Source organism: Nocardia sp. NPDC051052 (assembly GCF_044456045.1).
Lineage (GTDB): Bacteria > Actinomycetota > Actinomycetes > Mycobacteriales > Mycobacteriaceae > Nocardia.
Genome location: NZ_JBITFL010000010.1, coordinates 183990 through 207265, shown reverse-complemented (window position 1 = coordinate 207265; position 23276 = coordinate 183990). Strand labels below are relative to the sequence as shown.

26 protein-coding genes are annotated in these 23276 nt (G+C 68.0%); 16 read left to right on the top strand and 10 right to left on the bottom strand.

Annotated elements, in window-relative coordinates:
* The first annotated feature begins 2 nt into the window (after nucleotides 1-2).
* The 3 genes from ACIBCN_RS31585 to ACIBCN_RS31575 all read left to right on the top strand — a co-directional run bounded on the left by ACIBCN_RS31585 (nucleotide 3) and on the right by ACIBCN_RS31575 (nucleotide 2085).
* Nucleotides 3-239, top strand: a complete 237-nt coding sequence (locus ACIBCN_RS31585; protein ID WP_396995351.1) for a hypothetical protein — start codon at nucleotides 3-5, stop codon at nucleotides 237-239.
* Nucleotides 236-637 (top strand): retropepsin-like aspartic protease, encoded by a 402-nt coding sequence (locus ACIBCN_RS31580; protein WP_396995350.1) that lies wholly within the window; start codon nucleotides 236-238, stop codon nucleotides 635-637. The genes ACIBCN_RS31585 and ACIBCN_RS31580 overlap by 4 nt, the downstream gene beginning before the upstream one ends.
* A gap of 119 nt (nucleotides 638-756) precedes the next feature.
* A complete protein-coding gene (locus ACIBCN_RS31575) occupies nucleotides 757-2085 on the top strand; it encodes a DoxX family protein (protein ID WP_396995349.1) in 1329 nt (442 codons plus the stop codon).
* A gap of 52 nt (nucleotides 2086-2137) precedes the next feature.
* Here the strand turns inward: ACIBCN_RS31575 and ACIBCN_RS31570 are convergent, their stop codons facing one another.
* Nucleotides 2138-2563, bottom strand: coding sequence for an HIT family protein (locus ACIBCN_RS31570; RefSeq protein ID WP_396995348.1), 426 nt, complete (start codon nucleotides 2561-2563; stop codon nucleotides 2138-2140).
* Between the two features lie 10 nt (nucleotides 2564-2573).
* The gene (locus tag ACIBCN_RS31565) at nucleotides 2574-2951 is read right to left on the bottom strand and encodes a PH domain-containing protein (RefSeq protein WP_396995347.1); all 378 of its coding nucleotides are present in this window, start codon (nucleotides 2949-2951) and stop codon (nucleotides 2574-2576) included.
* A 161-nt stretch (nucleotides 2952-3112) separates the two neighbouring features.
* Here ACIBCN_RS31565 and purD point away from each other — a divergent pair, with 161 nt between their 5' ends.
* The gene (gene purD / locus ACIBCN_RS31560) at nucleotides 3113-4390 is read left to right on the top strand and encodes a phosphoribosylamine--glycine ligase (protein WP_396995346.1); all 1278 of its coding nucleotides are present in this window, start codon (nucleotides 3113-3115) and stop codon (nucleotides 4388-4390) included.
* On the opposite strand, the gene ACIBCN_RS31555 is transcribed toward purD, so the two are convergent.
* Nucleotides 4383-5372, bottom strand: a complete 990-nt coding sequence (locus tag ACIBCN_RS31555; RefSeq protein WP_396995345.1) for a M23 family metallopeptidase — start codon at nucleotides 5370-5372, stop codon at nucleotides 4383-4385. The two genes, purD and ACIBCN_RS31555, sit on opposite strands and share 8 nt — an antisense overlap.
* A gap of 135 nt (nucleotides 5373-5507) precedes the next feature.
* On the opposite strand from ACIBCN_RS31555, the gene ACIBCN_RS31550 reads away from it, so the two are divergent.
* The 5 genes from ACIBCN_RS31550 (at nucleotide 5508) to ACIBCN_RS31530 (ending at nucleotide 10422) form a co-directional block, all read left to right on the top strand.
* Nucleotides 5508-6671: a pyridoxal phosphate-dependent aminotransferase gene (locus ACIBCN_RS31550; protein WP_396995344.1), complete on the top strand. Its 1164-nt coding sequence runs from the start codon at nucleotides 5508-5510 to the stop codon at nucleotides 6669-6671.
* A 128-nt stretch (nucleotides 6672-6799) separates the two neighbouring features.
* Nucleotides 6800-7444 carry a TetR family transcriptional regulator gene (locus tag ACIBCN_RS31545; RefSeq protein ID WP_357379591.1) on the top strand — a complete coding sequence of 215 codons (645 nt, stop codon included), beginning with the start codon at nucleotides 6800-6802 and terminating at the stop codon, nucleotides 7442-7444.
* A 6-nt stretch (nucleotides 7445-7450) separates the two neighbouring features.
* The gene (purB, locus tag ACIBCN_RS31540) at nucleotides 7451-8872 is read left to right on the top strand and encodes an adenylosuccinate lyase (RefSeq protein ID WP_396995343.1); all 1422 of its coding nucleotides are present in this window, start codon (nucleotides 7451-7453) and stop codon (nucleotides 8870-8872) included.
* Between the two features lie 19 nt (nucleotides 8873-8891).
* Nucleotides 8892-9314 carry an HIT family protein gene (locus tag ACIBCN_RS31535; RefSeq protein WP_396995342.1) on the top strand — a complete coding sequence of 141 codons (423 nt, stop codon included), beginning with the start codon at nucleotides 8892-8894 and terminating at the stop codon, nucleotides 9312-9314.
* 148 nt (nucleotides 9315-9462) lie between these two features.
* Entirely contained in the window at nucleotides 9463-10422 is a 960-nt protein-coding gene (locus ACIBCN_RS31530; RefSeq protein ID WP_396995341.1) for an alpha/beta hydrolase, read from the top strand.
* A gap of 25 nt (nucleotides 10423-10447) precedes the next feature.
* Here ACIBCN_RS31530 and ACIBCN_RS31525 read toward each other — a convergent pair whose 3' ends face one another.
* Nucleotides 10448-11113: a response regulator gene (locus tag ACIBCN_RS31525; RefSeq protein ID WP_396995340.1), complete on the bottom strand. Its 666-nt coding sequence runs from the start codon at nucleotides 11111-11113 to the stop codon at nucleotides 10448-10450.
* Nucleotides 11110-12315, bottom strand: coding sequence for a sensor histidine kinase (locus ACIBCN_RS31520; RefSeq protein WP_396995339.1), 1206 nt, complete (start codon nucleotides 12313-12315; stop codon nucleotides 11110-11112). Before ACIBCN_RS31520 ends, ACIBCN_RS31525 begins: the two co-directional genes overlap by 4 nt.
* Nucleotides 12316-12482: 167 nt before the next feature.
* Between ACIBCN_RS31520 and ACIBCN_RS31515 the strand changes: the two genes are divergently transcribed.
* Nucleotides 12483-12716 (top strand): hypothetical protein, encoded by a 234-nt coding sequence (locus tag ACIBCN_RS31515; RefSeq protein WP_396995338.1) that lies wholly within the window; start codon nucleotides 12483-12485, stop codon nucleotides 12714-12716.
* 26 nt (nucleotides 12717-12742) lie between these two features.
* Here ACIBCN_RS31515 and ACIBCN_RS31510 read toward each other — a convergent pair whose 3' ends face one another.
* Nucleotides 12743-13831, bottom strand: coding sequence for an alkene reductase (locus ACIBCN_RS31510; protein WP_396995337.1), 1089 nt, complete (start codon nucleotides 13829-13831; stop codon nucleotides 12743-12745).
* A 46-nt stretch (nucleotides 13832-13877) separates the two neighbouring features.
* Here ACIBCN_RS31510 and ACIBCN_RS31505 point away from each other — a divergent pair, with 46 nt between their 5' ends.
* Entirely contained in the window at nucleotides 13878-14261 is a 384-nt protein-coding gene (locus ACIBCN_RS31505; RefSeq protein WP_396995336.1) for a MerR family transcriptional regulator, read from the top strand.
* Between the two features lie 89 nt (nucleotides 14262-14350).
* Nucleotides 14351-16525, top strand: coding sequence for a S9 family peptidase (locus ACIBCN_RS31500; protein ID WP_396995335.1), 2175 nt, complete (start codon nucleotides 14351-14353; stop codon nucleotides 16523-16525).
* 88 nt (nucleotides 16526-16613) lie between these two features.
* Here the strand turns inward: ACIBCN_RS31500 and ACIBCN_RS31495 are convergent, their stop codons facing one another.
* Both ACIBCN_RS31495 and ACIBCN_RS31490 read right to left on the bottom strand, forming a co-directional pair.
* Nucleotides 16614-17009 (bottom strand): type II toxin-antitoxin system VapC family toxin, encoded by a 396-nt coding sequence (locus tag ACIBCN_RS31495; protein ID WP_396995334.1) that lies wholly within the window; start codon nucleotides 17007-17009, stop codon nucleotides 16614-16616.
* Nucleotides 17006-17404 (bottom strand): type II toxin-antitoxin system Phd/YefM family antitoxin, encoded by a 399-nt coding sequence (locus ACIBCN_RS31490; protein ID WP_396995333.1) that lies wholly within the window; start codon nucleotides 17402-17404, stop codon nucleotides 17006-17008. Before ACIBCN_RS31490 ends, ACIBCN_RS31495 begins: the two co-directional genes overlap by 4 nt.
* Before the next feature lie 194 nt (nucleotides 17405-17598).
* Here ACIBCN_RS31490 and ACIBCN_RS31485 point away from each other — a divergent pair, with 194 nt between their 5' ends.
* Nucleotides 17599-18300 (top strand): DUF2334 domain-containing protein, encoded by a 702-nt coding sequence (locus ACIBCN_RS31485; protein WP_396995332.1) that lies wholly within the window; start codon nucleotides 17599-17601, stop codon nucleotides 18298-18300.
* Nucleotides 18301-18428: 128 nt separating this feature from the next.
* Here ACIBCN_RS31485 and ACIBCN_RS31480 read toward each other — a convergent pair whose 3' ends face one another.
* Complete coding sequence (locus tag ACIBCN_RS31480; protein ID WP_396995331.1) at nucleotides 18429-19826, bottom strand: glutamate decarboxylase; 1398 nt, start codon at nucleotides 19824-19826, stop codon at nucleotides 18429-18431.
* Nucleotides 19827-20077: 251 nt separating this feature from the next.
* Between ACIBCN_RS31480 and ACIBCN_RS31475 the strand changes: the two genes are divergently transcribed.
* Complete coding sequence (locus ACIBCN_RS31475; RefSeq protein WP_396995330.1) at nucleotides 20078-21442, top strand: dipeptidase; 1365 nt, start codon at nucleotides 20078-20080, stop codon at nucleotides 21440-21442.
* 21 nt (nucleotides 21443-21463) lie between these two features.
* Here ACIBCN_RS31475 and ACIBCN_RS31470 read toward each other — a convergent pair whose 3' ends face one another.
* Nucleotides 21464-22108 carry an MBL fold metallo-hydrolase gene (locus ACIBCN_RS31470; RefSeq protein WP_396995329.1) on the bottom strand — a complete coding sequence of 215 codons (645 nt, stop codon included), beginning with the start codon at nucleotides 22106-22108 and terminating at the stop codon, nucleotides 21464-21466.
* A gap of 131 nt (nucleotides 22109-22239) precedes the next feature.
* On the opposite strand from ACIBCN_RS31470, the gene purS reads away from it, so the two are divergent.
* Complete coding sequence (purS, locus tag ACIBCN_RS31465) at nucleotides 22240-22476, top strand: phosphoribosylformylglycinamidine synthase subunit PurS (RefSeq protein ID WP_150403849.1); 237 nt, start codon at nucleotides 22240-22242, stop codon at nucleotides 22474-22476.
* Entirely contained in the window at nucleotides 22473-23153 is a 681-nt protein-coding gene (gene purQ, locus ACIBCN_RS31460; protein WP_396995328.1) for a phosphoribosylformylglycinamidine synthase subunit PurQ, read from the top strand. The genes purS and purQ overlap by 4 nt, the downstream gene beginning before the upstream one ends.
* The last annotated feature ends 123 nt before the right edge of the window (nucleotides 23154-23276 follow it).

The window sequence follows — 23276 nt, the reverse complement described above, 5'->3', positions numbered from 1 at the left end:
CAATGCCCTACGATTCACCGTCGCCCGGCAGTCGCTGGATCCGCGCGAACTGGGCGTCACTCACCGAAACGCATCGCTTTCACTGGGTCATATCGGATGGCGAAGGGCTGACAGCGGCCTCCCCGAGCCTCGCGGAAGCCCTGTTCCGGGTGAATCCCGCCGGTTACGCCTTGCCCGACCCGGCCATCAGCATCGCGTTCGTCGACGGACAGGAACGCGAACAGGGGTATTCAGGATGACCATCCGGGTGGACTTCGATGACTTCGCGCCCGCCAGCTCAGGCGTCCCCCGAGCCGAACTCGTGCTCTTCGGGCCCGCTACCCCCGGACAGCTCGCCGCTACTTTCAGCCAGGCCCTCGTGGACACGGGCGCGGTGCACAGCCAGCTCCCCGAGGAAGTCGCCATGCAGCTCGGGCTCAACCCCAGCGCCGACGGCATCCAGGTCGTGATATCCACGGCCGCCGGGCCGTCTCAGCGCTGGCTGCTCCGGGTGGACTTGGCCTTCGAGGGCATTTTCGTGTCGTCCGTACCCGTGTATTTCAGCCAGGGCGCAGTCGATCTCGTCGGGCGCAGCACCCTCTACGCGGCCTCCCCGACCACTGGATTCGAGCCCGCCCAATGGCTGCGAAAGTTTTGATCAACAGCTACCGAGTCCTCGGCTCGACGACGATGCGGTTGTTAAGCGAACTGACCGGTCCTCGTTAAGGATTCGCCCCTACTGTCCCGCCTTAGTGTTCACGACGCGGGGAGGGTCCGGTGCTGCAGAAGGACGGGGGAGCGATCGAAGGACGCTGGCATCCGCCGGCGCTGATCGGGTTTCGTTTCGGCGTGTGCTATTTCGGTTCGTTCGGCCTGGCGGGTGTGCTGGGGCTGATGCCGATTATGTTGGCGGGCCTGGGATTCGAGGCGGGCTCGGTGCTGCACGTGCTGACCCTCGCGCGCCCGCCGATCGAGTGGACCGCGACCCATGTGCTCGGCCTGCACGTAAGCAGCACGCAGGTGGGCAGCGACAGTGCGTTCCAGTGGACGGCGCTGTTTCTGCTCGTGGTGATTGCCGCGGTGGCCACGGCGGGGTGGTCGGTGCTGGATCGCCGCCGGGTGCGGTACACCCGGCTGTTCGCCTGGACCCAGCTGTATCTGCGGTTCGTGCTCGCGCTGGCGATGTTCTATTTCGGGATGGCCAAGGCGATTCCGACGCAGATGCCGTTCGTGTTGAACCGGCTGGTGGAGCCCTACGGCAACTTCAGCCCGGAAGGTGTGCTGTGGTCGCAGGTCAGTGTGTCGCAGCCGTACGAAATCGCGCTCGGCGCAGCGGAATTGCTGGCGGGCCTGCTGTTGCTGGTGCCGCGGGCGACGGCGGCCGGGGCGCTGCTGTGCGCGGTGGATATGACGCAGGTGTTTCTGCTGAACATGACCTACGACATCCGCTTGAAAACGGTCTCGTCCCAGTTCCTGCTGCTGAGCCTGTTCCTGCTCGCGCCCTACGCGCGCCGGTTGCTCGCGGCGCTGTTCGCCGGCCACCCCGGGCCCGCGACCGGGCCGGTGCCGCTGTTCGGTTCCGCGCGGGCCAACCGGATCGCGCTGGTGGCGCAGCTGGTGGTCGGCCTGCTGCTGCTCGGCGTGTTCGGCGCGCAGAACTGGCGGCAATGGTCGAAGGACACCCCCAACCTGTACGGCATCTACCGGGTGGACGGCTTCTCCTCCGAGGGCTATCCCCGCGACCCCTTGCTCACTGACGAATTACGTTGGCGCCGAGTCGTTATCGATCGCCCGTTCCACGTCTCCGATCCCATGGTGCTCACCATCCAGCACATGGACGACTCCTTCGAGGTGTACGGCGGCACCATCGACCCGAAACGCCACATCATCGACCTGCACCACCGCATCGCCCTTGGCACTTACGAGGAAACGCCGGTTCGGGTGCGTCTCACCTACTGGTGGCCCGCGCCCGGCCGCATGGTCATCGACGCGGACGACTACGCCGGTCACCGCATCCATACCTCGTTCACCGAACTCGACCCGAAGTCGTTCCCGCTGCTCGAACGCGGCTTCAGCTGGGTCCAGGAACAGCCGTACAACCGGTGAACGGAAAAGAGTGGTCGAACGCCTCTCCGGCGCTCGACCACCCGCGCTGGACTCAGTCGGGGACGTTGGCTCCGTAGCCGAGGTCACGCAGCGCCTGCTTGATCTTGGTCTGCGCCTCGTCCATGGACTCGGGGCTCGGATCGGTATCCGCGCCGGAGATGTCGAAGTCGCCCATGGTGAACGCCGGGAAGACGTGCACGTGCAGGTGCGGCACCTCGAGCCCGGCGATCAGCAGCCCGGCGCGCGGTGCGTCCCAGGCGGCACGCACGGCCTGGCCGATCTTCTGGGCGACGACGTTCAGGCGGGCGAAGGTGTCCGCGTCGATGTCCTGCCACTGATCGATTTCCTTGCGGGGCACCACCAGGGTGTGCCCGGGGGTGACCGGTGCGATGGTGAGGAAACCGACGAATTCGTCGTCCTCCCAGACGAATCGACCTGGTAGCTGACCGGCGATGATCGCGCTGAAGACAGAAGCCATGCCCCGCAGGCTACGCCGAGGTGAAATGCGACAGGATGCCCTGCACCTCGTAGATGTCTACCTGGCGGTTGAACCGTTTCTGGAACGGCTCGTGGTTGCCGGAGATCCAGATGCAGAGCTCGGCGTCCAGGTCGAAGGTGCCCGCGGTCTCCACCGAGAAGTGCGTGATCGCGCGGTAGAGGATGCTGTGATAGCTGACCTTGCGGCCGGTCATGCCCTGTTTGTCGACCAGGATCAGGCGTCGGTTGGTGAACAGGATCGCGTCGCGTACCAAAAGATACGCGGCGTAGATCTGTTCGCCCTCGCCCATCAGTTTCGCGTATTCCTGTTGTGCCCGGCCGGGATCGATCCGCCCGGCATTGCCCATCAGTCCGTCGATCAGACCCATCGTGTGCACATCCTTCGCGCGGTGTGGGTGGTGTGGCCCTGGCTGAGGTATGCCGGAACCATCCCTTTCCATCATCCATGTCGCGAGACCGATATTCGATGGTCGACTGCTGTTCATGAGTGAGCGCAGCGCTTCCTGCGGCTTCACCTAAGCTGTCTGCCGTGCGCGTACTCGTCATCGGTTCCGGAGCCCGTGAACATGCCCTTGTCCTCGCGTTGCGCCGTGACCCGGCGGTCAGCGCGATCGTCGCCGCGCCGGGCAACGCGGGTATCGCGCAGCACGCGACGACCAGGCCGGTCGATCCGTGCTCGGCGGAGGCGGTGGTCGCGCTGGCCACCGAGTCGGCCGCCGATCTGGTGGTGATCGGACCCGAGGTGCCGCTGGTGCTCGGCGTCGCCGACGCGGTGCGGGCCGCCGGGTTCGCCTGTTTCGGACCGTCCGCCGCGGCCGCGCGGATCGAGGGCTCCAAGGCCTTCGCCAAGGACGTGATGGCGGCGGCGGGGGTGCGCACCGCGCACAGCGAGATCGTGGACACCCCGGCCGACCTCGACGCCGCGCTGAGCCGGTTCGGGCCGACCTGGGTGGTGAAGGACGACGGTCTCGCCGCGGGCAAGGGCGTGGTGGTCACCGCCGACCGGTCCGCGGCCCGCGACCACGGCGCCGAGCTGCTGGAGCAGGGGCACCCGGTGCTGCTGGAGTCGTTCCTGGACGGGCCGGAGGTGTCGCTGTTCTGCCTGGTCGACGGGGAGACGGTGGTGCCGCTGCTGCCCGCGCAGGATCACAAGCGGGTCGGTGACGGCGACACCGGCCCGAACACCGGCGGCATGGGCGCGTACACGCCGCTGCCGTGGCTGTCCGCCGAGGCCGCGACCGCGATCGTCGACGACGTGGTGAAACCCGTTGCGGCCGAATTGGTTCGCCGAGGCAGCGCGTTCTCCGGGCTGCTCTACGCGGGCCTCGCGATGGGTGTCGCAGGGCCCGCGGTCGTCGAATTCAATTGCCGCTTCGGTGATCCCGAGACTCAAGCCGTGCTGGCCCTGCTGGCGAGCCCGCTGGGCGAGCTGCTCAACGCCACCGCCACCGGCACTCTCGACCAGGTCGACCCGCCGCGCTGGCGTGCGGGCTCGGCGATCACCGTGGTGGTCGCCGCCGAGAACTACCCGAGCCGCCCGCGCGTCGGCGACGTGATCACCGGCGCCGGCGACGGCGCGATGGACGACTCCGCCGCGGTGCTGCACGCCGGAACCGCGCTGCGCGAGGACGGTGCCCTGGTCTCCTCCGGCGGCCGCGTGCTCAACGTGGTCGGTGTCGGCGCCGATCTCGCCGAGGCGCGCACGCACGCCTACGAGCGCATCGCCTCGATCAAGCTGCCGGGCAGCCACTACCGCACCGACATCGGCCTCGCCGCCGTCGAGGACCGCATCGCTATCTCTAGTTGACGGTAAGTCCGTGTAGGGCCAGCCACGGCTGTGGGTCGACGTGCTGGCCGCCGATGATGACCTCGAAGTGCAGGTGCGGGCCGGTGGAGTCGCCACGGTTGCCGACGCGGGCGATCTGCATCCCGGCCGGGACCCGTTCGCCGCGGGAGACGAAGAAGTCGTACATGTGGCCGTACACGGTGATGGTGCCGTCGTCGTGCCGGATGCGCACCCAGAGTCCGAAGCCCTCGGCCGGGCCCGCGTCGATGACGGTGCCGTTGGCGACCGCGTAGATCGGGGTGCCGATCGGGGCCGCGATGTCGATGCCCGCGTGGAAAGTGCCCCAGCGGGAACCGAATCCGGAGGTGAAGGTGCCGTGGGCGGGCAGGAAGAAGCCGCCGATTCCGGGCAGCGTCACGCCGGGCAGCGTCGTCGCACCGCCGCCACCCATCCACGGTTGCCATTCGCCCGCCGCCGCGGCGGCGGCCTCGGCCTTGGCGCGTTCCAGGGTGGCGCGCGCGGCCGCCGCGACCACGGCCTGTTCGCGCAGGCGTTCACCGTTGTCGATGGCGTTCAGGTACCGGCGCACCGAGGGCGGGGTGGATTGCACCTGCAGGGGATAGGCGACCGCGACGCGTTGGGCGTGATCCTGGTCCGGGACGCGGTCGCTGATCGCACCCGCGAAGGACGCGTCGCCCGCGGCGAAGACGGCGGTCACCGCGAGCCCGGCCAGCAGCACGCGATGCTTGCGCAGCAGTGCGAGGAGCCGGTCACGGTCGGGTCGTTTATCCCACTTGTCGCGCAGCTCGGAGCGCCGCCGCCACAGTTCCCGCGGATCGGGCCGCCGTCGCAGGATCTCCTGGACGTTGCGCCGATCGAGCAGGGCCCGCAGGCCGCGTGCCGGTCGTTCCCGGAGCCGGGCGCGCCAGTTCGGCGGAATGACCCCGATGCCGCCTACGCCGCGCACCCGGTCGAGCCCAGCTCGTCGAGCATTCTCGAGCATCAAGCCGACCATAACCCTGGTGGGAGGGGAGCGCACGACCGGCGCCGGGCCGGCGCCGCCACGGAGTCTGCGGGGCGAGACGAAAGACGAGCGTCAGCGACGTGTCGTCGTGCGACACCGTCTACCGTCTCACGGGTGTCCAGAGAATCTCGCCGGTCGACCATTCCACCTTTCTACGTGATGGATGTCTGGAAAGCTGCGGCGCAACGGGCCAGGACCCATGGGGATGTGCTCGTGCTCGCCGCCGGACAGCCGTCGACGCCGGCGCCCGCGCCGGTGCTGCGCGCGACCACGACCGCGATCGAGTCCGAATTGCTCGGCTACACCGAGACTTTCGGCATCCTGCCGTTGCGTGCGGCGATCGCCCAGCATCACACCGAGACCTACGGCTACGCCGTAGACCCGGATGACGTGGTGGTCACGACCGGATCGTCGGGGGCGTTCTCGCTGATCTTCCTGGCCGCCTTCGACCCCGGCGACACCGTGGTGGTGGCCCGGCCCGGCTATCCCGCCTACCGCAACACGCTCACCGCGCTCGGCTGCCGCGTGGTGGAACTGGACTGCGGCGCGGAAACCAGGTTCCAGCCGACCGTCGCCATGCTGGACGCGCTGCCCGAACCACCGGCCGGGCTGGTGGTCGCGAGCCCGGCCAACCCGACCGGCACCATGATCGCCCCCACCGAACTGGCCGCGCTGGCCCGCTGGTGCGACGCGCACGGCACCCTGCTCATCTCCGACGAGATCTACCACGGCATCACCTACGACAGCTCGGACACCGGAACCTCCTCGTCCTGGGAGACCTCCCGCGAATCGGTGGTCATCGGCTCGGTGTCGAAATACTTCTCGATGACCGGCTGGCGGCTCGGCTGGATGTTGGCGCCCAGCGGTTTACGTCCCGCGCTGCAGCGACTCGCCTCCAACCTCACCGTGTGCCCGCCCGCGATCTCGCAATACGCGGCCCTGCACGCGTTCGGTGCCGAGGCCAAGGCCGAACTCGACGGGCATGTGCGCCGCTACGCGATCAACCGGCAATTGCTGCTGGACGGCCTGCCGAAGATCGGCATCACCGACCTGGCTCCGGCCGACGGTGCCTTCTACGCCTACGCGGATATCGGCCATCTCACCGATGACGCGCGCGCGTGGTGCACCGACGTGCTAGACAACACCGGTGTCGCGCTCGCGCCGGGCATCGACTTCGACACCGTGCACGGAAATCGGACAGTTCGCTTCTCGTTCGCGGGCGCCACCGCGGACATCGAGCAGGCGCTGGTTCGTCTAGGGCACTATCTGGGTGTTTGATCGTCGTGTCCGGCAACAACTTTCCGCAGTTCGGCACCATGGCCGCGCGGATACGGTAGAACATCGATGGTTGCTTTTCCTCGCTGATTTCCCCTGGAAGAACTGATGACGACTGGCACGATGGCACGGTGATCACCGCGACGACCCCGAAAGGCGAACGGCGTCGCCAGGCTTTGGTAGCTGCCGCCGCCGAGTTGTTGCTCGAAGGCGGGTTCGAGGCGGTGCGGCATCGGTCGGTCGCGACCCGTGCCGATCTGCCGCTGGCGTCGACCACCTACTACTTCGAATCGCTGGAAGATCTGATCGCGCGCGCGGTCGAATTCAGCGGCAACGTGGAGCTCGACGCGATGCGCCGCCGGGTCGGCGAGGTGAGCCATCGCCGCCGCGGCGCCGAGGCGACCGTCGATCTGGTGCTCGATCTGCTGGTCGGCGTCGACGGGCACTGGCACGACGAGGGCGCGCGCGGGCAGTTGATCGCTCGCTACGAGCGGTCGGTGGCCTCCGCGCGGCACCCCGAGCTGCGCGAAGTGCAGTTACGCCTCAGGGCTCAGCTCGACGAGCTGCTCGCGGATGTGCTGCGCCGCTCCGATCGACTGGTGCGCCCCGAGCAACTGCGCAGGCTGGTCGCGGTGGTGGACGGCGCGGTGGTCGCGGCACTGACCGAAATGGAGCCGGAACCGCGCCGAATGGCCCGTGGTGCGCTGCTCGAGGTGATCGACATCGTCGCACCGGCGACGCCCCAGCAAGTGGACCGGTTCCGCGCACTAGACTGACCAGACGTGACCCTTGTTCCGAACGTCCTTGCCACCCGATACGCCAGTCCCGAACTGGTGCGGCTGTGGTCGCCCGAGCACAAAATCGTGCTCGAGCGGCGACTGTGGCTGGAGGTGCTGCGGGCCCAGTCGGATCTCGGAATCGAGCTGCCCGCAGGCGTACTCGCCGACTACGAGCGGGTGATCGACCAGGTCGATCTCGCCTCCATCGCCGAGCGCGAGCGGGTCACCCGGCACGACGTGAAGGCGCGCATCGAGGAATTCAACGCGCTGGCCGGGCACGAGCACGTGCACAAGGGCATGACCAGCCGCGACCTCACCGAAAACGTGGAGCAGCTGCAGATCCGGCTCTCGCTCGAGCACGTGCACGCGCACGGCATCGCGATCGCGGCCCGGCTCACCGAGCGTGCCGCCGAATACCAGACGCTGGTGATGGCGGGGCGCTCGCACAATGTCGCCGCGCAGGCCACCACCCTCGGCAAGCGGTTCGCCTCGGCCGCCGACGAGCTGCTGATCGCGCTGACCCGGGTGCGGGAACTGATCGACCGGTACCCGCTGCGCGGCATCAAGGGCCCGATGGGCACCGCCCAGGACATGCTCGATCTGCTCGGCGGCGATCCGGCCAAGCTTTCGGCGCTCGAGCAGCAGGTGGCCAGGCATCTCGGCTTCGCGACCGTGCTCACCAGCGTCGGCCAGGTGTACCCGCGCTCGCTCGACCACGACGTGCTCTCCGCGCTGGTCCAGGTGGGGGCAGGCCCGTCCTCGTTCGCGCACACCATCCGGCTGATGGCCGGAAACGAGCTGGTCACCGAGGGCTTCCAGCCCGGCCAGGTGGGCAGCTCGGCGATGCCGCACAAGATGAACACCCGCTCGTGCGAGCGCGTCAACGGCCTGCAGGTGGTGCTGCGCGGTTACGCCTCGATGGCCGCCGAACTGGCCGGTGCGCAATGGAACGAGGGCGACGTCTTCTGCTCCGTGGTCCGCCGCGTCGCGCTGCCGGACGCCTTCTTCGCCATCGACGGCATGATGGAAACCTTCCTCACCGTGCTCGCCGAATTCGGCGCCTACCCCGCCGTCATCGCCCGCGAACTCGACCGCTACCTCCCCTTCCTCGCCACCACCCGGATCCTGATGGCCGCCGTCCGCGCCGGCGTCGGCCGCGAAACCGCGCACGAGGTCATCAAGGAACACGCGGTAGCCGTAGCCCTCGCGATGCGCGAACAAGGCCGCGAACCCGACCTCCTCGACCGTCTCGCCGCCGACCCCCGCCTCCCCCTCGACCGCGCCGCCCTCGACACCGCTCTCGCCGACAAGTCCGCTTTCATCGGCGCCGCCGAAGCCCAAGTGGCCGACGTCATCGCCGCCGTCCAAAAACTCGTCGACCAGAACCCGACCGCCGCCAACTACACCCCCTCCCCAATCCTGTAGCGGGAGCGGTTGTTTCGGCGTGAATCCGTACACGATTTTTGGGGAGATCATTGCTGGGCGGGCTGCGGCCAGTCGGGTGTTCGAGGACGATGATGTGTTGGCGTTCATGGATATTCGGCCGATGACGCCGGGGCATGTGTTGGTGGTGCCCAAGGTGGTGGCGCGGAGTCTTGCGGAGTTGGATCCGGTGGTCGGGGGGAAATTGTTTCAGGTGGGGCAGCGGGTGGCTGCGGCGTTGCGGGTGAGTGAGGTGGGGTGCGATGGGGTGAACTTCTTTCTTGCCGATGGGGTGACGGCGGGGCAGGAGGTGTTCCATGTGCATTTGCATGTGATTCCGCGGACCGCAGGGGATGGGTTCGGGTTGCGGGGGCGACCGACGAGTCCGCGGCGGGCCGATCTGGATTATCTGGCCGGGTCGATTCGGGGGGCGCTGAGCCGCTGAACGGTTCGTTCGCCAGGCGGTTTCAGCGAAGGATGTTCCGGGAGCAGCCTATTTGCTGGGAGAACGCCAGAGAGCTTCGTCACTTCCGCAACGCTCGGTGGTGAGCTACCTTTAAAAGCCGTTGTGATGCGGTGATGGAGGTGTGACCGTGCGTCGAACACCAGTTGCTGTAGTAGTGCTGACCGTGGCGCTCGGCTTGTTCGGGCCCGCGGTCGTCGGACCTGCGACCGCCTCGGCCGCGCAGCTCGAGCGGGTCGACACCCTGAGCCCGACGCGTACCGCGGTGTTCATCAATTCACCCGCGATGGGACGGACCGTTCAGGTTCAGGTGCTGCATCCGGTGGGCGGCGGTCCGCGACCCGCGTATTACCTGCTGGACGGCCTCGACCCCGGCACCAGTCAGAGCACCTGGACCAACGCCACCGACGCGGAACAATTCTTCGCCGGCGCGAACGTCAACGTGGTGCTCCCGGTCGGCGGCGAGGCCAGCTACTACACCGACTGGCAACAGGACGATCCGCAACTCGGCCACTACCGGTGGGAGACGTTCCTGACAGAGGAACTGCCACCGCTGATCAACGCCCGATTCAACGGCAACGGCGTCAACGCGATCGGCGGACTGTCGATGGGCGGCAACGCGGCCTTCATCCTGGCCGCCCGCAACCCGTGGCTGTACCGCGCCGTCGCGGGCTACAGCGCCTGCCCAGACACCGGCCTGGCGATGGGCGCGGTGATGTTCTCCATCGCCAACCGCGGCGGCAACCCATTCAATATGTGGGGACCGCCCGGCAGCCAGGCCTGGACCGAACACGACCCGGCGCTGCTGGCAGAACGCTTGCGCGGCAAGACAATCTATCTGTCCAGCGGCACCGGCATCCCCGGCCCGCACGAGACGGAGATCAAACCTCAACTGGCCGAGAACATTTTCCTCGGCGGCCCAGTGGAGGTCGGCGTCAACGCGTGCGTCGTCTCGTTCGAGCAGCGCCTGCGCGGCCTCGGCATCCCCGCCCGAGTCGACTACAGCGCCACCGGAACTCACTCCTGGTCCTATTGGCAGGACACGCTGCACGCGTCATGGTCGACCATCGCCCCGGCCATCGGAGCCTGAATTCCGTAAGGGCGCAGCCGATTTCCTAGTTGCGCCCGGCATTGAGCACGACAATCGCGATCTGCACCCGGTTTTCGGCGTCGAGCTTGGTGAGCAGCCTGCTGGTGTACGACTTCACGGTCGCGATACTCAGGTGCATTTCCTTGGCGATATCGGAGTTGGACAGACCACGCCCGATCGCCTCGGCGACGTCACGTTCGCGTTCGGTCAGCGAGGTGAGGGCGGTGCGGGCCCGCTCGCGCGCCGCCGCGTCGTCACTCGACCCGGCGGTGACGACCGAGATCAGTTGCGCGGTAACGCTCGGCGAGAGCATCGGCCGACCCGCCGCCACCTGTTTGACCGCGGCGACGATGTCAGCGGGCGGTGTGTCCTTGAGTAGGAACCCGTGTGCGCCGATCCGCAACGCCTGCAACACCATGTCGTCGGCGTCGAACGTGGTCAGCACGAGCACCCGGGGCGGGTCGGCCCGGCTCAGCAGTTCGCGGGTGGCATCGAGCCCGTCCCGGATCGGCATCCGGATGTCCATCAGCACGACGTCGGGCGACTGTTCGCGGACCACGGCTAGCGCCTGCTCGCCGTCGGCGGCCTCGCCGACCAGTTCCAGCTCCGGGTCGCCGCCGAGGATCAGCGTCAGCGCCGAGCGTGCCAACGGCTCGTCGTCGACGACGACCACACGGATACGGGTATTCATCTGTCGCTCTTGACGGTTACGGCGGGCCACGGCAACACGGCACGCAGTCGAAAACCGCCGGCCGGGTCGGGGCCGTAAGCCAATGTGCCGCCGACCAGTTGGGCTCGTTCGGTGAGACCGAGCAAGCCGTAGCCGGAGGACGGCAGCGCGAGGCCAGGATGGTGCGGCGCGGAGTTGCCGACGTCGACGATCAGGTCCTGGCCCGGCCCGCCGTCGATGCGCACCCGGACCGCGGCGCCGGGTGAGTGCTTGCGTGCGTTGGTCAGTCCCTCCTGGGCGATGCGATACGCCGTGCGCGCGCTGGTCGCCGGGAGGTCGTCGGTGGTGGTGTCGGTGATCGACACGTCCATGCCCGTCGAGCGTGCCTCCTCGACCAGGCGCGCGAGATCGGCCAGCGTCGGCTGCGGCGGCTCCGGGGTGTCGGTCAGCGAGTTGTCGCTGGTACGCAGCACGCCGAGCACCTCACGCAACTCCTGCAGTGCGAGGTGGGCGTTCTCGGCGATGGTTTTCGCCGTCGTCGCGGTCTGCTCCCTGGTCAGGTCGGTGCGGAAACCGAGCGCGCCCGCGTGCATGGCCACCACCGAAATCCGGTGCGCCAGTACATCGTGCATCTCCCGCGCGATGCGATTGCGTTCGAGCAGGCGCGCCTCGGCGGCCCGCGCGTGCTGTTCCCGTTCGGCGGTCTCCGCGCGAGAACGTAACGACCACACCAGGTCTCGTCGCGCGCCGACCGCGAAGCCGACCGCGACGACAACGGCGACGGCGGCCGTGAGCACCGACGGCCCGACCCAATAGGGTTGCAGGTCGGTATTTTTCGGGTAGATCACGCTTTCGGTAAGTAAGCCGGTCCCGATGCTGACGATGGACAGCGCGATCGTCTCCGGGTAGCGCCGCCGGGTGGCCAGCGAACACAGCACGAGCGCCGCCGCGCCGTTGGCGGTGACCGACGCGGTGGACGCCACCGTCACGATCGCCGCGGTCGCCACCGGATACCGGCGCCGCAGCAGGGTGAGCAGCATGCAGGCCAGGCCGAGCAGCGGGTCACCCACCTGGAACCAGGTCAGCAGCGCGCCGTCGATCGGCGCCATTTCGCTGTTCGTGGTGGACCACGCCCACAGGCCGATCATGAGCACCGCCGCCATCCGCCAGGCGTGCGACCACGGCCGAAGCGGTGGCGCCGACGACAGGGGTGCGGTGGACATGACGCGACTGTAGGTGGCGCGCGTTCGCCGGCGCATCGGCCTGCAGGGCGAATTCGGATCGACCAAAGGATGAACCGCCCGCAGACCGATGGCCGATGTGCGATGACCTGCCTCAGGGCAACCATGAGAAAGGTCGCTACCAGCCAATCTTGGAAACGGAGAGTGTGATGGCCAAGAACGTATGGGTCGGGTTGCAGATCGTCGGCATGGTCTTGGTGGTCGCGTCGGCCCAGGCCGTTATCCGCCTGCTCATCGACCACAGCAAATCTCAGGTGTGGGGCCTGCTCGACTGGGCGCCGGGCGGCTGGGGCGGTCAGATCGTGGTGCTCGTGGTGCTCGCCGCGGCAGGCGCGATCCTCGCCGACCGCTCGAACAACAAGGTGAAACTGCTCGAAGCCTGATCTCCGGGAAAACCCCGATGCCGGAATCAGCGAGCAGGTACTTCAGCGGGCTGCCAGTGCGGGTAGTCGCTGTAGCCCTCGGCGGTGCGGCCGTAGAGCAGGTGCTCGCGGATGGAGGCGAGGGGCAGGCCATGGGTGAGGCGACGGACGAGATCGGGATTCGCGATGAAGGGACGGCCGAACGACACCAGGTCGGCCAGGCCCGCGCGCAGCACGTCCTCGGCGCCCTCGGCCGTTGTCGGCGCGCGGTTTTCGCCGATATTGGCGATGAGGGTGCCGCGCCAGCGTGGCCGCAGATCGGCCAGCGCCCGGTAGCTGTCGTTGTCGGTCAGGTGCAGGTAAGCCAGGCCGCGGTGGTCGAGTTCGGTGACCAGCGCCCGGTAGAGCGGGGCCGGGTCGGCTTCGAACATGTTGAACTGCGGATTGCCGGGGGAGAGGCGGATTCCGGTGCGGTGCGCGCCGATCTCGGCGGTCACGGCATCGACGACGGCCAGCGGCAGGCGCATCCGATTCTCGATCGACCCACCGAATTCGTCGGTGCGCAGGTTGGTGTTGTCCGCCAAGAACTGATGCACGAAATAGCTGTTGGCGCCGTGGATTTCCACACCGTCGAAGTCGGCGGCGATGGCGTTGCGAGCCGCGGCGGCGTGCTGCTCGACGGCTCGTTCGATCTCGGCGCGGTCGAGTGCCGCCGGGGTGATCGGCTCGCCCTTGCCGCCGTCGATCAGGTGCACGCGATCCTCGTCCAGTACCGCGGACGGGCCCGCGGGCCAGGAGCCGTCGATCCGGGCGAGCGGGTGCCCCTTGCGTCCGCCATGCATCAACTGCGCGAAGATGCGTCCACCGTTGGCATGGACGGCCTCGGTGACCCGCCGCCACGCCTCGACGTGTCGTGCGGTTTGCAGACCGGGCACCCAGGCCTCGCTCTGTCCGGTCGAATGCGGCCAGATGCCCTCGGTCACGATGAGCCCGGCCGTCGCCCGCTGGGCGTAGTAGTCGGCGACGTCGCTGGTCGGCGAGCCGTCCGGCAGCGAGCGCAGCCGCGTCATCGGTGACATGACGACCCGATTGGGCAGGGTGCGTGCGGGAGTGCGGTATTCGGTCAGTAGCAGCATTCCTGTACCGTAAAACCTGACATCAATGTCAGGTCAAGGAGCGATTGTGCGCATCGGTGAACTGGCCGAGCGGACCGGCGTCAGCGTCCGGTCGCTGCGGTATTACGAAACCAAGGGACTGCTCGCGTCGGAGCGGACCTCCGGCGGCCAGCGCGAGTACCCGGCAGCGGCCGTCGACCGGGTCCGGCGCATCCAGGAGATGTTCGCCGCGGGCCTGCACAGCGACACCGTCGGCGAACTGCTGCCCTGCATCCACGACGTGGACGGCACCCCGAACGCGGCGGCCACTCCGTTCCTGGTGCAGAAGCTCTCCGGGGAACGCGAGCGGATCGAACAGGCCATCCGTGACCTGGACCGCACCCGCGAGGTACTGGACTCGGTCATCCAGGCCGCCTCCGGCGCCCAACCGCCCGCCGACGGGCCGGGATAGCGCACCAATTCCGCTGCGCGACAGCTCGAGCAGGGCAGTTGCCGGGTCCTGGCAGGACGGCCGGGATCCGCGCCGCTACGGTGGAGCCCATGGCTCTCGACAGCGGTACCGGAACGATCTCAGACCTCGACGGGGTGACGGCACCGATCGCCAAGACGGTGCCCACCGAACGCGTACATCACGGTGACGTGTTCGTCGACGAGTACGAGTGGCTGCGGGACAAGGAGAACCCCGAAGTCATCTCGCACCTCGAGGCGGAGAACGCGTACACCGAGGCGCAGACCGCGCACCTGGCCGAGCTACGGGACTCGATCTTCGACGAGATCAAGGGCCGCACCCAGGAGACGGACCTGTCGGTGCCGACCAGGATGGGCGAGTACTGGTACTACTCGCGCAGCTTCGAGGGCAAGCAGTACGGCGTGCACTGCCGGTGTCCGATCGCGGCCGGCGCCGAAGGCATCGACGCCTGGACCCCACCGCAGCTGGAGGCGGGCACCGAGGTGCCCGGCGAACAGATCCTGCTGGACAGCAACGTGGTCGCCGAGGGGCACGACTTCTTCGCGCTCGGCGCCTTCTCGCTGAGTCATGACGGCAACCTGCTCGCCTACTCCGTGGACACCGTCGGTGACGAGCGGTACGTGCTGCGCTTCAAGGACCTGCGCACCGGCGAGATGCTGTCCGACGCGATCGCCGAGACGGCGCCCGGCGCGACCTGGTCACTGGACGGCACGCACGTCTTCTACCAAACGGTCGACGAGTCCTGGCGGCCCGACACCGTGTGGCGGCACCGGCTCGGCAGCCCGACCGCCACCGATGTGCGGGTGTTCCACGAGCCCGACGAGCGCTATTGGGTGAGCATCACCTCGACCCGCTCGGAGAAGTACCTGATGATCTGGGTCGGGTCCAAGATCACCACCGAGGGCTGGGTGCTCGAATCCGACGATCCCGAGGGTGACTTCCGGGTCATCCTGCCGCGCCGCGACGGCGTCGAATACTCCGCCGAGCACGCGGTGATCGGCGGCGAGGACCGGTTCCTGATCCTGCACAACGATGTGGTCGACGGCGTGAAGGCGGAGAACTTCGTGCTCGCCGACGCCCCGGTCGCCGATCCGTCGGACCTGACGCTGCTGATCGAGCACCGCGACGATGTACGCCTCGAGGACGTCGATGCCTACGCCGATCACCTGGTGCTGAGCTACCGCCGCGAGGCGCTGACCCGGGTGGCGGTCTGGCCGCTGACCGACAGCGGGTACGGCGAGCGGCGCGAGCTCGACTTCGACCTGGAGCTCTTCGCTGTTGGCGCGGGCGCGAACCCGGAGTGGGCGCAGCCGACCCTGCGCATCGGGTTGACCTCGTTCATCACGCCGGTGCAGGTGTTCGACTACGTGCCTGCGACCGGCGACCTGCTGCTGCGCAAGGAGCAGCCGGTGCTCGGCGGGTACGACGCCAACGATTATGAGCAGCACCGAGATTGGGCGATCGCCGAGGACGGCACCCGGATCCCGATCTCGCTGGTGTGGAAGAAGGGTCTCGCGCTGGATTCGCCGAAGCCCGTGCTGCTGTACGGATACGGCTCCTATGAGGCGAGCATGGATCCCTCCTTCTCCGTCTCGCGGCTGTCGCTGCTGGATCGCGGCATGGTGTTCGCGGTCGCGCACGTGCGTGGCGGCGGCGAGATGGGTCGGCTCTGGTACGAGAACGGCAAGACGCTCACCAAGAAGAACACATTCACCGATTTCGTCTCGTGCGCACAGCATTTGATCGATACGGGCAAGACGGCGGCGGATCGGATGATCGCCGACGGCGGCAGCGCGGGTGGCCTGCTGATGGGCGCGGTGGCGAACCTGGCACCCGAATTGTTCGCCGGCATCCTGGCGAATGTTCCGTTCGTCGATCCGCTCACCTCGATCCTGGATCCGTCGCTGCCGTTGACCGTCATCGAATGGGACGAGTGGGGTAACCCGTTGGCGGACAAGGACGTCTACGACTACATGAAGTCCTACGCCCCGTACGAGAACGTCGAGGCCAAGGACTATCCGGCCATCCTGGCCATCACCAGCCTCAACGACACCCGCGTGCTCTACGTCGAACCCGCCAAGTGGGTCGCGAAACTCCGCGCGACCAAGACCGGCGACGCGCAGCTACTGCTGAAGACCGAGATGAGCGCGGGCCACGGCGGTGTCAGTGGCCGGTATGAGAAGTGGAAGGAAGTTGCCTTCGAGTACGCCTGGGTGCTGGACCGGGTCGGACTGGCCGACGCGTAATCCGGTGGCGGGGGCCGGTTTCGTGAATCGGCCCCCGCGCACGCCGGATCTGCTTGCGGGCAAACAGATCCGGCGATTGGTGCCGGTGCTATCTCCTGCCGGGCATGGCGACGGGCAGGCCTATTTGATGGGCGACTTTTGCCATCTTTTCGTCGTAGGTGACCAATGCGAGCAGTTCGCGTTGCAACAACATCGCACTGGCAACGTGAATGGCGTCCATGGACTTCAGCCCCCGTGGAAGATACGCGGCGGAGTCGCAGATCCGGTCGGTGACCGGAATCTTTGTGTACTGCTCGGACAACTCTCGCATCAGGTTCGGGAAGTCGCCGTACTCATCGCTCTTGCGTATCGTCTCGACAAATCCGATCGAATTGGTTGCCAGTTCCGCCGATGAATGCCGCTGTATGTACTCGTTCAGCGAACGCACGTACTTCCGCTCGGTCACCTTGGTGATGATCGCCGACGCATCGAGGTAGAGGATCATCGCTCGGCCTCGTTCGGCTCGCTGCCGTAGACCGCTGTATTCGCTGCCCACGGGTCCTCGCCACGGCCGAGTCGCCGCAGCAGCTCCTCTCGTTGTTCTTCCTCCCTGTCTATCCGTTCCATCGCGGCGTCGCCTGCCGCGTAGTCGACGACCACGTCCTTGTACAGGTTTGCGAAATGCTCGAACACCTCGCCTGCCGTTTTTGCCCCGCCCGGCGGCGGGATGATCACGCCTTCCGCCACCAGCCGGTCGTAGGTGCTCATCTCGTCGAATGGTGGCGAGAGAACAGCAATGGTCCTTCCGCGTTTGGTCACTTGGATTGTTTCCCCCTGCTCTACTTCCGCGAGTATCGCGCTTGGGTTGTAAGAGAATTCCCTGACAGAAACTGACCGCATCCGATTAATTCCCCTCGATCGAGGGTCCCACGGGCTGAGTCGGCGAGCGCCGCGCCCGAGAACGTGCTTACCTGAGGGTACAACATGTAGGCACATCGGGGAAGGAGATTTCGGCGAGAACGTGTGTCACGGTGTTCGTCGCCCGGTCATCCCGCCAGCACGCTCAGTACATCTGCCCCTGGCACCGTAAATTCATGAACGCTGAGCTGGTCGTATCCGTTTCCGGGATCAGGGACACCACTCGGGATGCGGCGATCGAGTTCGCCGCCGAGATGGACCAGCGCGGTGTGCCACTGTCGCTGCTCGTGGCGCCCCGGTTGAAGGGCAAGTACAAGCTGGTCGATGATCCCGCGACACAGGCCTGGCTGCGCGGGCGCAGGGCCCGCGGCGACGCGATCGTGCTGCACGGCTACGACCAGGCCGCGACCAAGCGCCGCCGGGCCGAATTCGCCAGGCTGCCAAGGCATGAGGCGCGGCTGCGGCTCACCGCGGCGGACCGGGTGATGGAGCGGGTGGAGTTGCGCACCAGGCTGTTCGCCGCGCCTCGCTGGGACGCCTCAGCGGGCGCCATCGAGGCGCTGCCCGAGGCCGGCTTCCGGGTCGCGCTCGGCCTCACCTCCATCTTGGACCTGGAACACAATGTGGCGCAGAAGGTTCGGGTGTTCGGCATCGGCGAGGGCTTCCGGGCGGAACCGTGGTGGTGTCGGGCCTTGGTGATGGGGGCCGCGCGGACCGCGCGCCGCGGCGGCATGCTGCGCCTCGCGGTGTCGGCCGCACAACTGGCACGTTCCGGCCCGCGCCAGGCCATGCTCGACGCCGTCGACCTGGCCCTGTTCCACGGCGCGACCGGCACCGTCTACCGCTGGGAGCCGCCGGCCATCGCGCGCGCGGCCTGAAAGACGCCGCGGCGCGGTGTGGTCGGGCACCGCGGCTCCGTGGTTATCGGCACGCCGAGCGTGGCCGATCGGCGCCGCCGCTCGTGAAATGGCGTACATCGAGCGGCGGCGCTGTAGCGTCGGCACGGTCAAGCGGTGTCGATCTTCTTGTCGGGCACCGCGGCTCGCGCGCTGTGCGTGAAGCCGCCCGCTTCCTGCCGGGTGAGCGAGGCCGAAAACGGATGCCGCACCAGCTGTTTCATGCAGCGGCCGAAGTCGGCGAGCAGCAGATCGGCCATGTCGACGGTGAAGCCGTGCCGGATCACCGCGCGCATGATCGTCTCGTCCCCTCGGTCCGCGGGTAACGGGTACGCGGCGATCAGCCAGCCCCTGCTGCGCAGCCGGTCCGACAGGTCGTAGAGGTTGAACCCGGGATCACCGGTCAACCGCCACGCCACCGCAGTTATGCCGCGGTGCGGATCGCCGTCGTGGATCATCTCGAAAACCCCGAGCTCGCGCAGGCCCGCCGCCAGATGCTTTGCCGCGCGGTAGATCGCGGACTGCACCCGGGTGTATCCGGTGCGGCCGAGCCGGATGAACTCGTAGTACTGCGTGATCGCCTGCCCGCCGGGCCGCGAGAAATTGAGATTGAAGGTGCCGATGCTCCCGCCGAGGTAGTCCACGTCGAAGATCAGCTCGGGCGGCAGGTCGGCCGCCTCGCGCCAGATCGCCCAGCCGACGCCGAGCGGCGCGAGTCCGGTCTTGTGGCCGGAGGCGTTGATCGACCTCACCCGCGGCAGCCGGAAATCCCACGTCAGGTCGGGCGCGGTGAACGGGGCGAGGAAGCCGCCGCTGGCCGCGTCGACGTGGATCGGAATATCCAGGCGGCTCGCCTCCTGCAACCGGTCGAGGGCGTTGCTGATCCCGGCGACGTCCTCGAACAGTCCGGTGAAGGTCTGTCCGAAGGTCGGCACCACCATGATGGTTCGCTCGTCGCAGTAGGCGGCCACATCGTCCGGGTGCATGGTCAGGCGTTCCCCGCGTAGCGGAATCTGACGGATCTCGACGTCGAAGTATCTAGCGAATTTCTCCCAGCAAACCTGAACCGGTCCGCACACGAAGTTGGGTGTGCCGGTGCCGCCGCGTTGCCGCCAGCGGAACTTGGCGGCCAGCCCGCCGAGCATCGCGGCTTCGCTGGACCCGGTGGTCGAGGTGCCGTGCGTGCCGGCCGGATCGGGGGAGTGCCACAGGTCGGCGATCATCCGGACGCAGCGTCGCTCGAGCTCGGCGGTCTGCGGGTATTCGTCCTTGTCGACGATGTTCTTGTCCAGCGACTCGACCATCACCCGGCGAGCCTGGTCGTCCACCCAGGTGGTGCAGAAGGTGGCCAGATTCATCCGGGAGACGCCGTCGAGCATCAGCTCGTCGTGCACGATTTCGTAGGCGACCTCGGCGAACAGTTCGTGCTGCGGGAAACCGGCCTTGGGCGCGACCCGGCTCATGCCGGGCAGGGCGTACAGGTCGTCGGAGTCTGCGCTGTGGGACATCGGATGGCCTCCGGAGTATCGCTCGCGTAGTGGTACCGAACTGCGGTTACCCAACCCAATCACACGGAGTCGACGCCACCGCCGGAAGTCGGGCGACACCGACTGCTCGGTCGACTAGATTTCAATCTTTGAACTGGTCGGTGCGTGCCAGAGCGGAACAGCGGCGCTGTCGGCCGCTGCCGCCCGGACCGTCCCGGCATCCGGGTGCGCGACATGGAGCGCGACGACACGAAGAAGTGAGGCGCTGGCCGATGACCGAGGATTCCCGCACCGCCGAGCTGCGCGCGAAGGTGGCCGCGCTCATGCCGCAGGCGAAAACTGATCTGACACAGCTTGTTTCGTTCAAGTCGGTGGCCGACCCTCGGCAGTTCCCGCCGGCGGAATGCGAACGGGCCGCGCAGTGGGTCGCGGACGCGTTCGTCGCGGCGGGGCTGACCAGGGCCGGACTGCACGAGACGCCGGACGGCAGCAAGGCCGTGATCGCGGCCCGTCCCGCGCCGCCCGGTGCGCCGACGGTGCTGCTGTACTGCCACTACGACGTGCAGCCGCCGCTGGACAGCGCGGCCTGGCGCACGCCGGTCTGGGAGCTGACCGAGAAGAACGGCCGCTGGTACGGCCGCGGCGCCGCCGACTGCAAGGGCAACATCGTCATGCACCTGACCGCGCTGCGCGCGCTGGGGCCGGACCTGCCGCTCGGTGTCATGGTGGTCGCCGAGGGATCCGAGGAGCAGGGCACCGGCGGGCTGGAGCGTTTCGTCGAGGCCAACCCAGACCTGTTGCGCGCCGACGCGATCCTGATCGGCGACTGCGGAAACTTCGCCGCGGGCGTGCCGACGCTGACGGAAACGTTGCGCGGCAGCGTGAATGTCGTCGTCACCATCCAAACCCTCACCGGTCCTTTGCATTCCGGCATGTTCGGCGGCCCGTCCCCGGACGCGCTCGCCGCGCTGATCCACCTGCTCGCCACGCTGCGCGACGAGCACGGCAACACCACGGTGGCCGGACTGCCGAACGACCAGCGCTGGTCCGGCGTGCAGTACCCGGAGGACCAATACCGTACGGACGCAGGCGTATTGCGCGGCGTCGAACTGGTCGGTGACGGCACCATCGCCGACATGCTCTGGGCGCGACCGGCTTTGACGGTGCTCGGCATCGATGCTCCGCCGGTGATCGGCTCGACCGGCGCCATCCAGCCGTCGGCGCGCGCCAGGCTCAACCTGCGCATCCCGCCGGGCACCGATCCGGAGCAGGCGCACAAGGCGCTCGTCGCGCACCTCGAGGCGAACACCCCGTGGAATGCCGAGCTCACCATCGAACTGGAGGGCATCGGCGCGCCGTTCCGGTCCGGCAACGGCGGTCCGGCTCGCGAGGCGATGGAGACCGCGCTGGCCGCCGCGTACGGCCGCGCCGCCACCACCCAGGGGCAGGGCGGATCGATTCCGCTGTGCAACGTCTTCGCCGACACCTACCCCGACGCCGAGATCATGCTGCTCGGCGTCGAGGAGCCGACCTGCCTCATCCACGCCCCCAACGAGAGCGTGGATCCGTCCGAAATCGAGCACCTGGCGCTGGCCGAGGCGCTGTTCCTGCTGAACTACGCCGACCAGTCCGGGTAGCCGGGTGCGGAGCCGGAAGCGCTAGAACTCGCGCTGGTCTTCCGGCTCCAGCACGGTGAATTCCGTATCAGCAGGCCCCATTTCGGACAACCTGCCGAAGTAGATGCCCTGTGCCGCCTGCTCGATGATGCCGTAGTGGATGGGCAGCGCGGTGCGCGGCGCGACCGCACGCAGGTAGTCCACCGCCTCGCTGAGCTTCATCCACGGCGCGGCCGCCGGGATCGCGAGCACGCCGACCTGGACCGGCGGCACCCACAGCGAGTCGCCGGGGTGCACGAGCTGTGCCGGATCGTCCGGGGTGCCGAGCTGGAACACGGTGTTGTCGACCACCGGAATCTCCGGGTGGATCACCGCGTGCCTGCCGCCGCCTCCGGTGATCTGCAGCTCGCCGAGCGTCAGCACGTTGCCCGCGTGCACCGCCTCCCACTTTTCGCCGCGCTGCCGCGCGGTCTGCGGATCGGACAGCAGCCGGGCGCCGGGATTGGCGTCGACGAGTGCCTCGATCCGGTTCGGGTCGATGTGATCGGGATGCTGATGGGTGATCGCGATGGCGTCCAGATCGGTGAGCCCCTCGAAGCCGTGCGCGAAGGTGCCAGGATCGAACAGCACCTTCTTGCCGTGTAGCTCGACGAGGAGGCAGGAGTGGCCGAAGTGAGCTATGCGCATCCCGCCATGCTATTGCGCGGCCGGAATTCGGGCACGCGGGGCGAATTTTGGCCGACCCCGAGGACGGCGCGGGCGACCAGCACAACTACGCTGCTCAGGTAACCCCCCACCACCACACTGAGGAGCAACGCGTGGCACGAGTCGTGGTCGAGGTGATGCCGAAGGCCGAGATCCTGGACCCCCAGGGACAGGCCATCGTCGGTGCGCTCCCGCGCCTGGGATTCGAGGGCATCTCGGATGTACGGCAGGGCAAGCGATTCGAACTCGATGTCGACGACAGTGTCGGTGACGCCGAGCTGGAGCAGATCGCGGAAGCACTGCTGTGCAACACCGTGATCGAAGAGTGGAAAGTCACCCGGCTGTCATGACCGCACGCATCGGGGTCATCACGTTTCCGGGCACGCTCGACGATGTCGACGCGGCCCGGGCGGTGCGCCTGGCCGGTGCCGAGGCGGTCAGCCTGTGGCACGCGGACGCCGATCTGAAGAACGTCGACGCGGTGATCGTGCCGGGCGGCTTCTCCTACGGCGACTACCTGCGCGCCGGCGCCATCGCCCGGTTCGCGCCGGTGATGGGCGAGGTCGTGCGGGCCGCGAAGACCGGCCTGCCGGTGCTCGGCATCTGCAACGGCTTCCAGGTGCTGTGCGAGGCCGGGCTGCTGCCCGGCGCGCTGACCCGCAACGAGGGGCTGCACTTCATCTGCCGCGACGAGTGGCTGCGGGTGGAATCGGCGTCGACCCTGTGGACCTCGCGCTACGAGGCCGGTGCCCAGCTCCTGATCCCGTTGAAGTCCGGCGAGGGCCGCTTCCAGGCCTCCACTGCCGTGCTCGACGAGCTGGAGGGCGAGGGCCGCGTGGTGTTCCGCTACGCGGGCGATAACCCGAACGGTTCGCAGCGCGGCATCGCGGGCATCGCATCCGCCGACGGTCGCATCGTCGGCCTGATGCCGCACCCCGAACACGCCACCGAGGCACTGACCGGCCCGAGCGACGACGGCCTCGGACTGTTCCTCTCGGTACTGGACACCCTGGTCTCCGCCGCCTGATCGATCGATCAGGCGGCGCGTAACCACCACGCGCGAGTTTTGCGAGCGCCGTGGGCGGCCCCGGGGGGGGGGGGGGGGGGGGGGGGCGCGCGGCGCCCCCCGCGGCGCGGGGCCCGCCCGCCC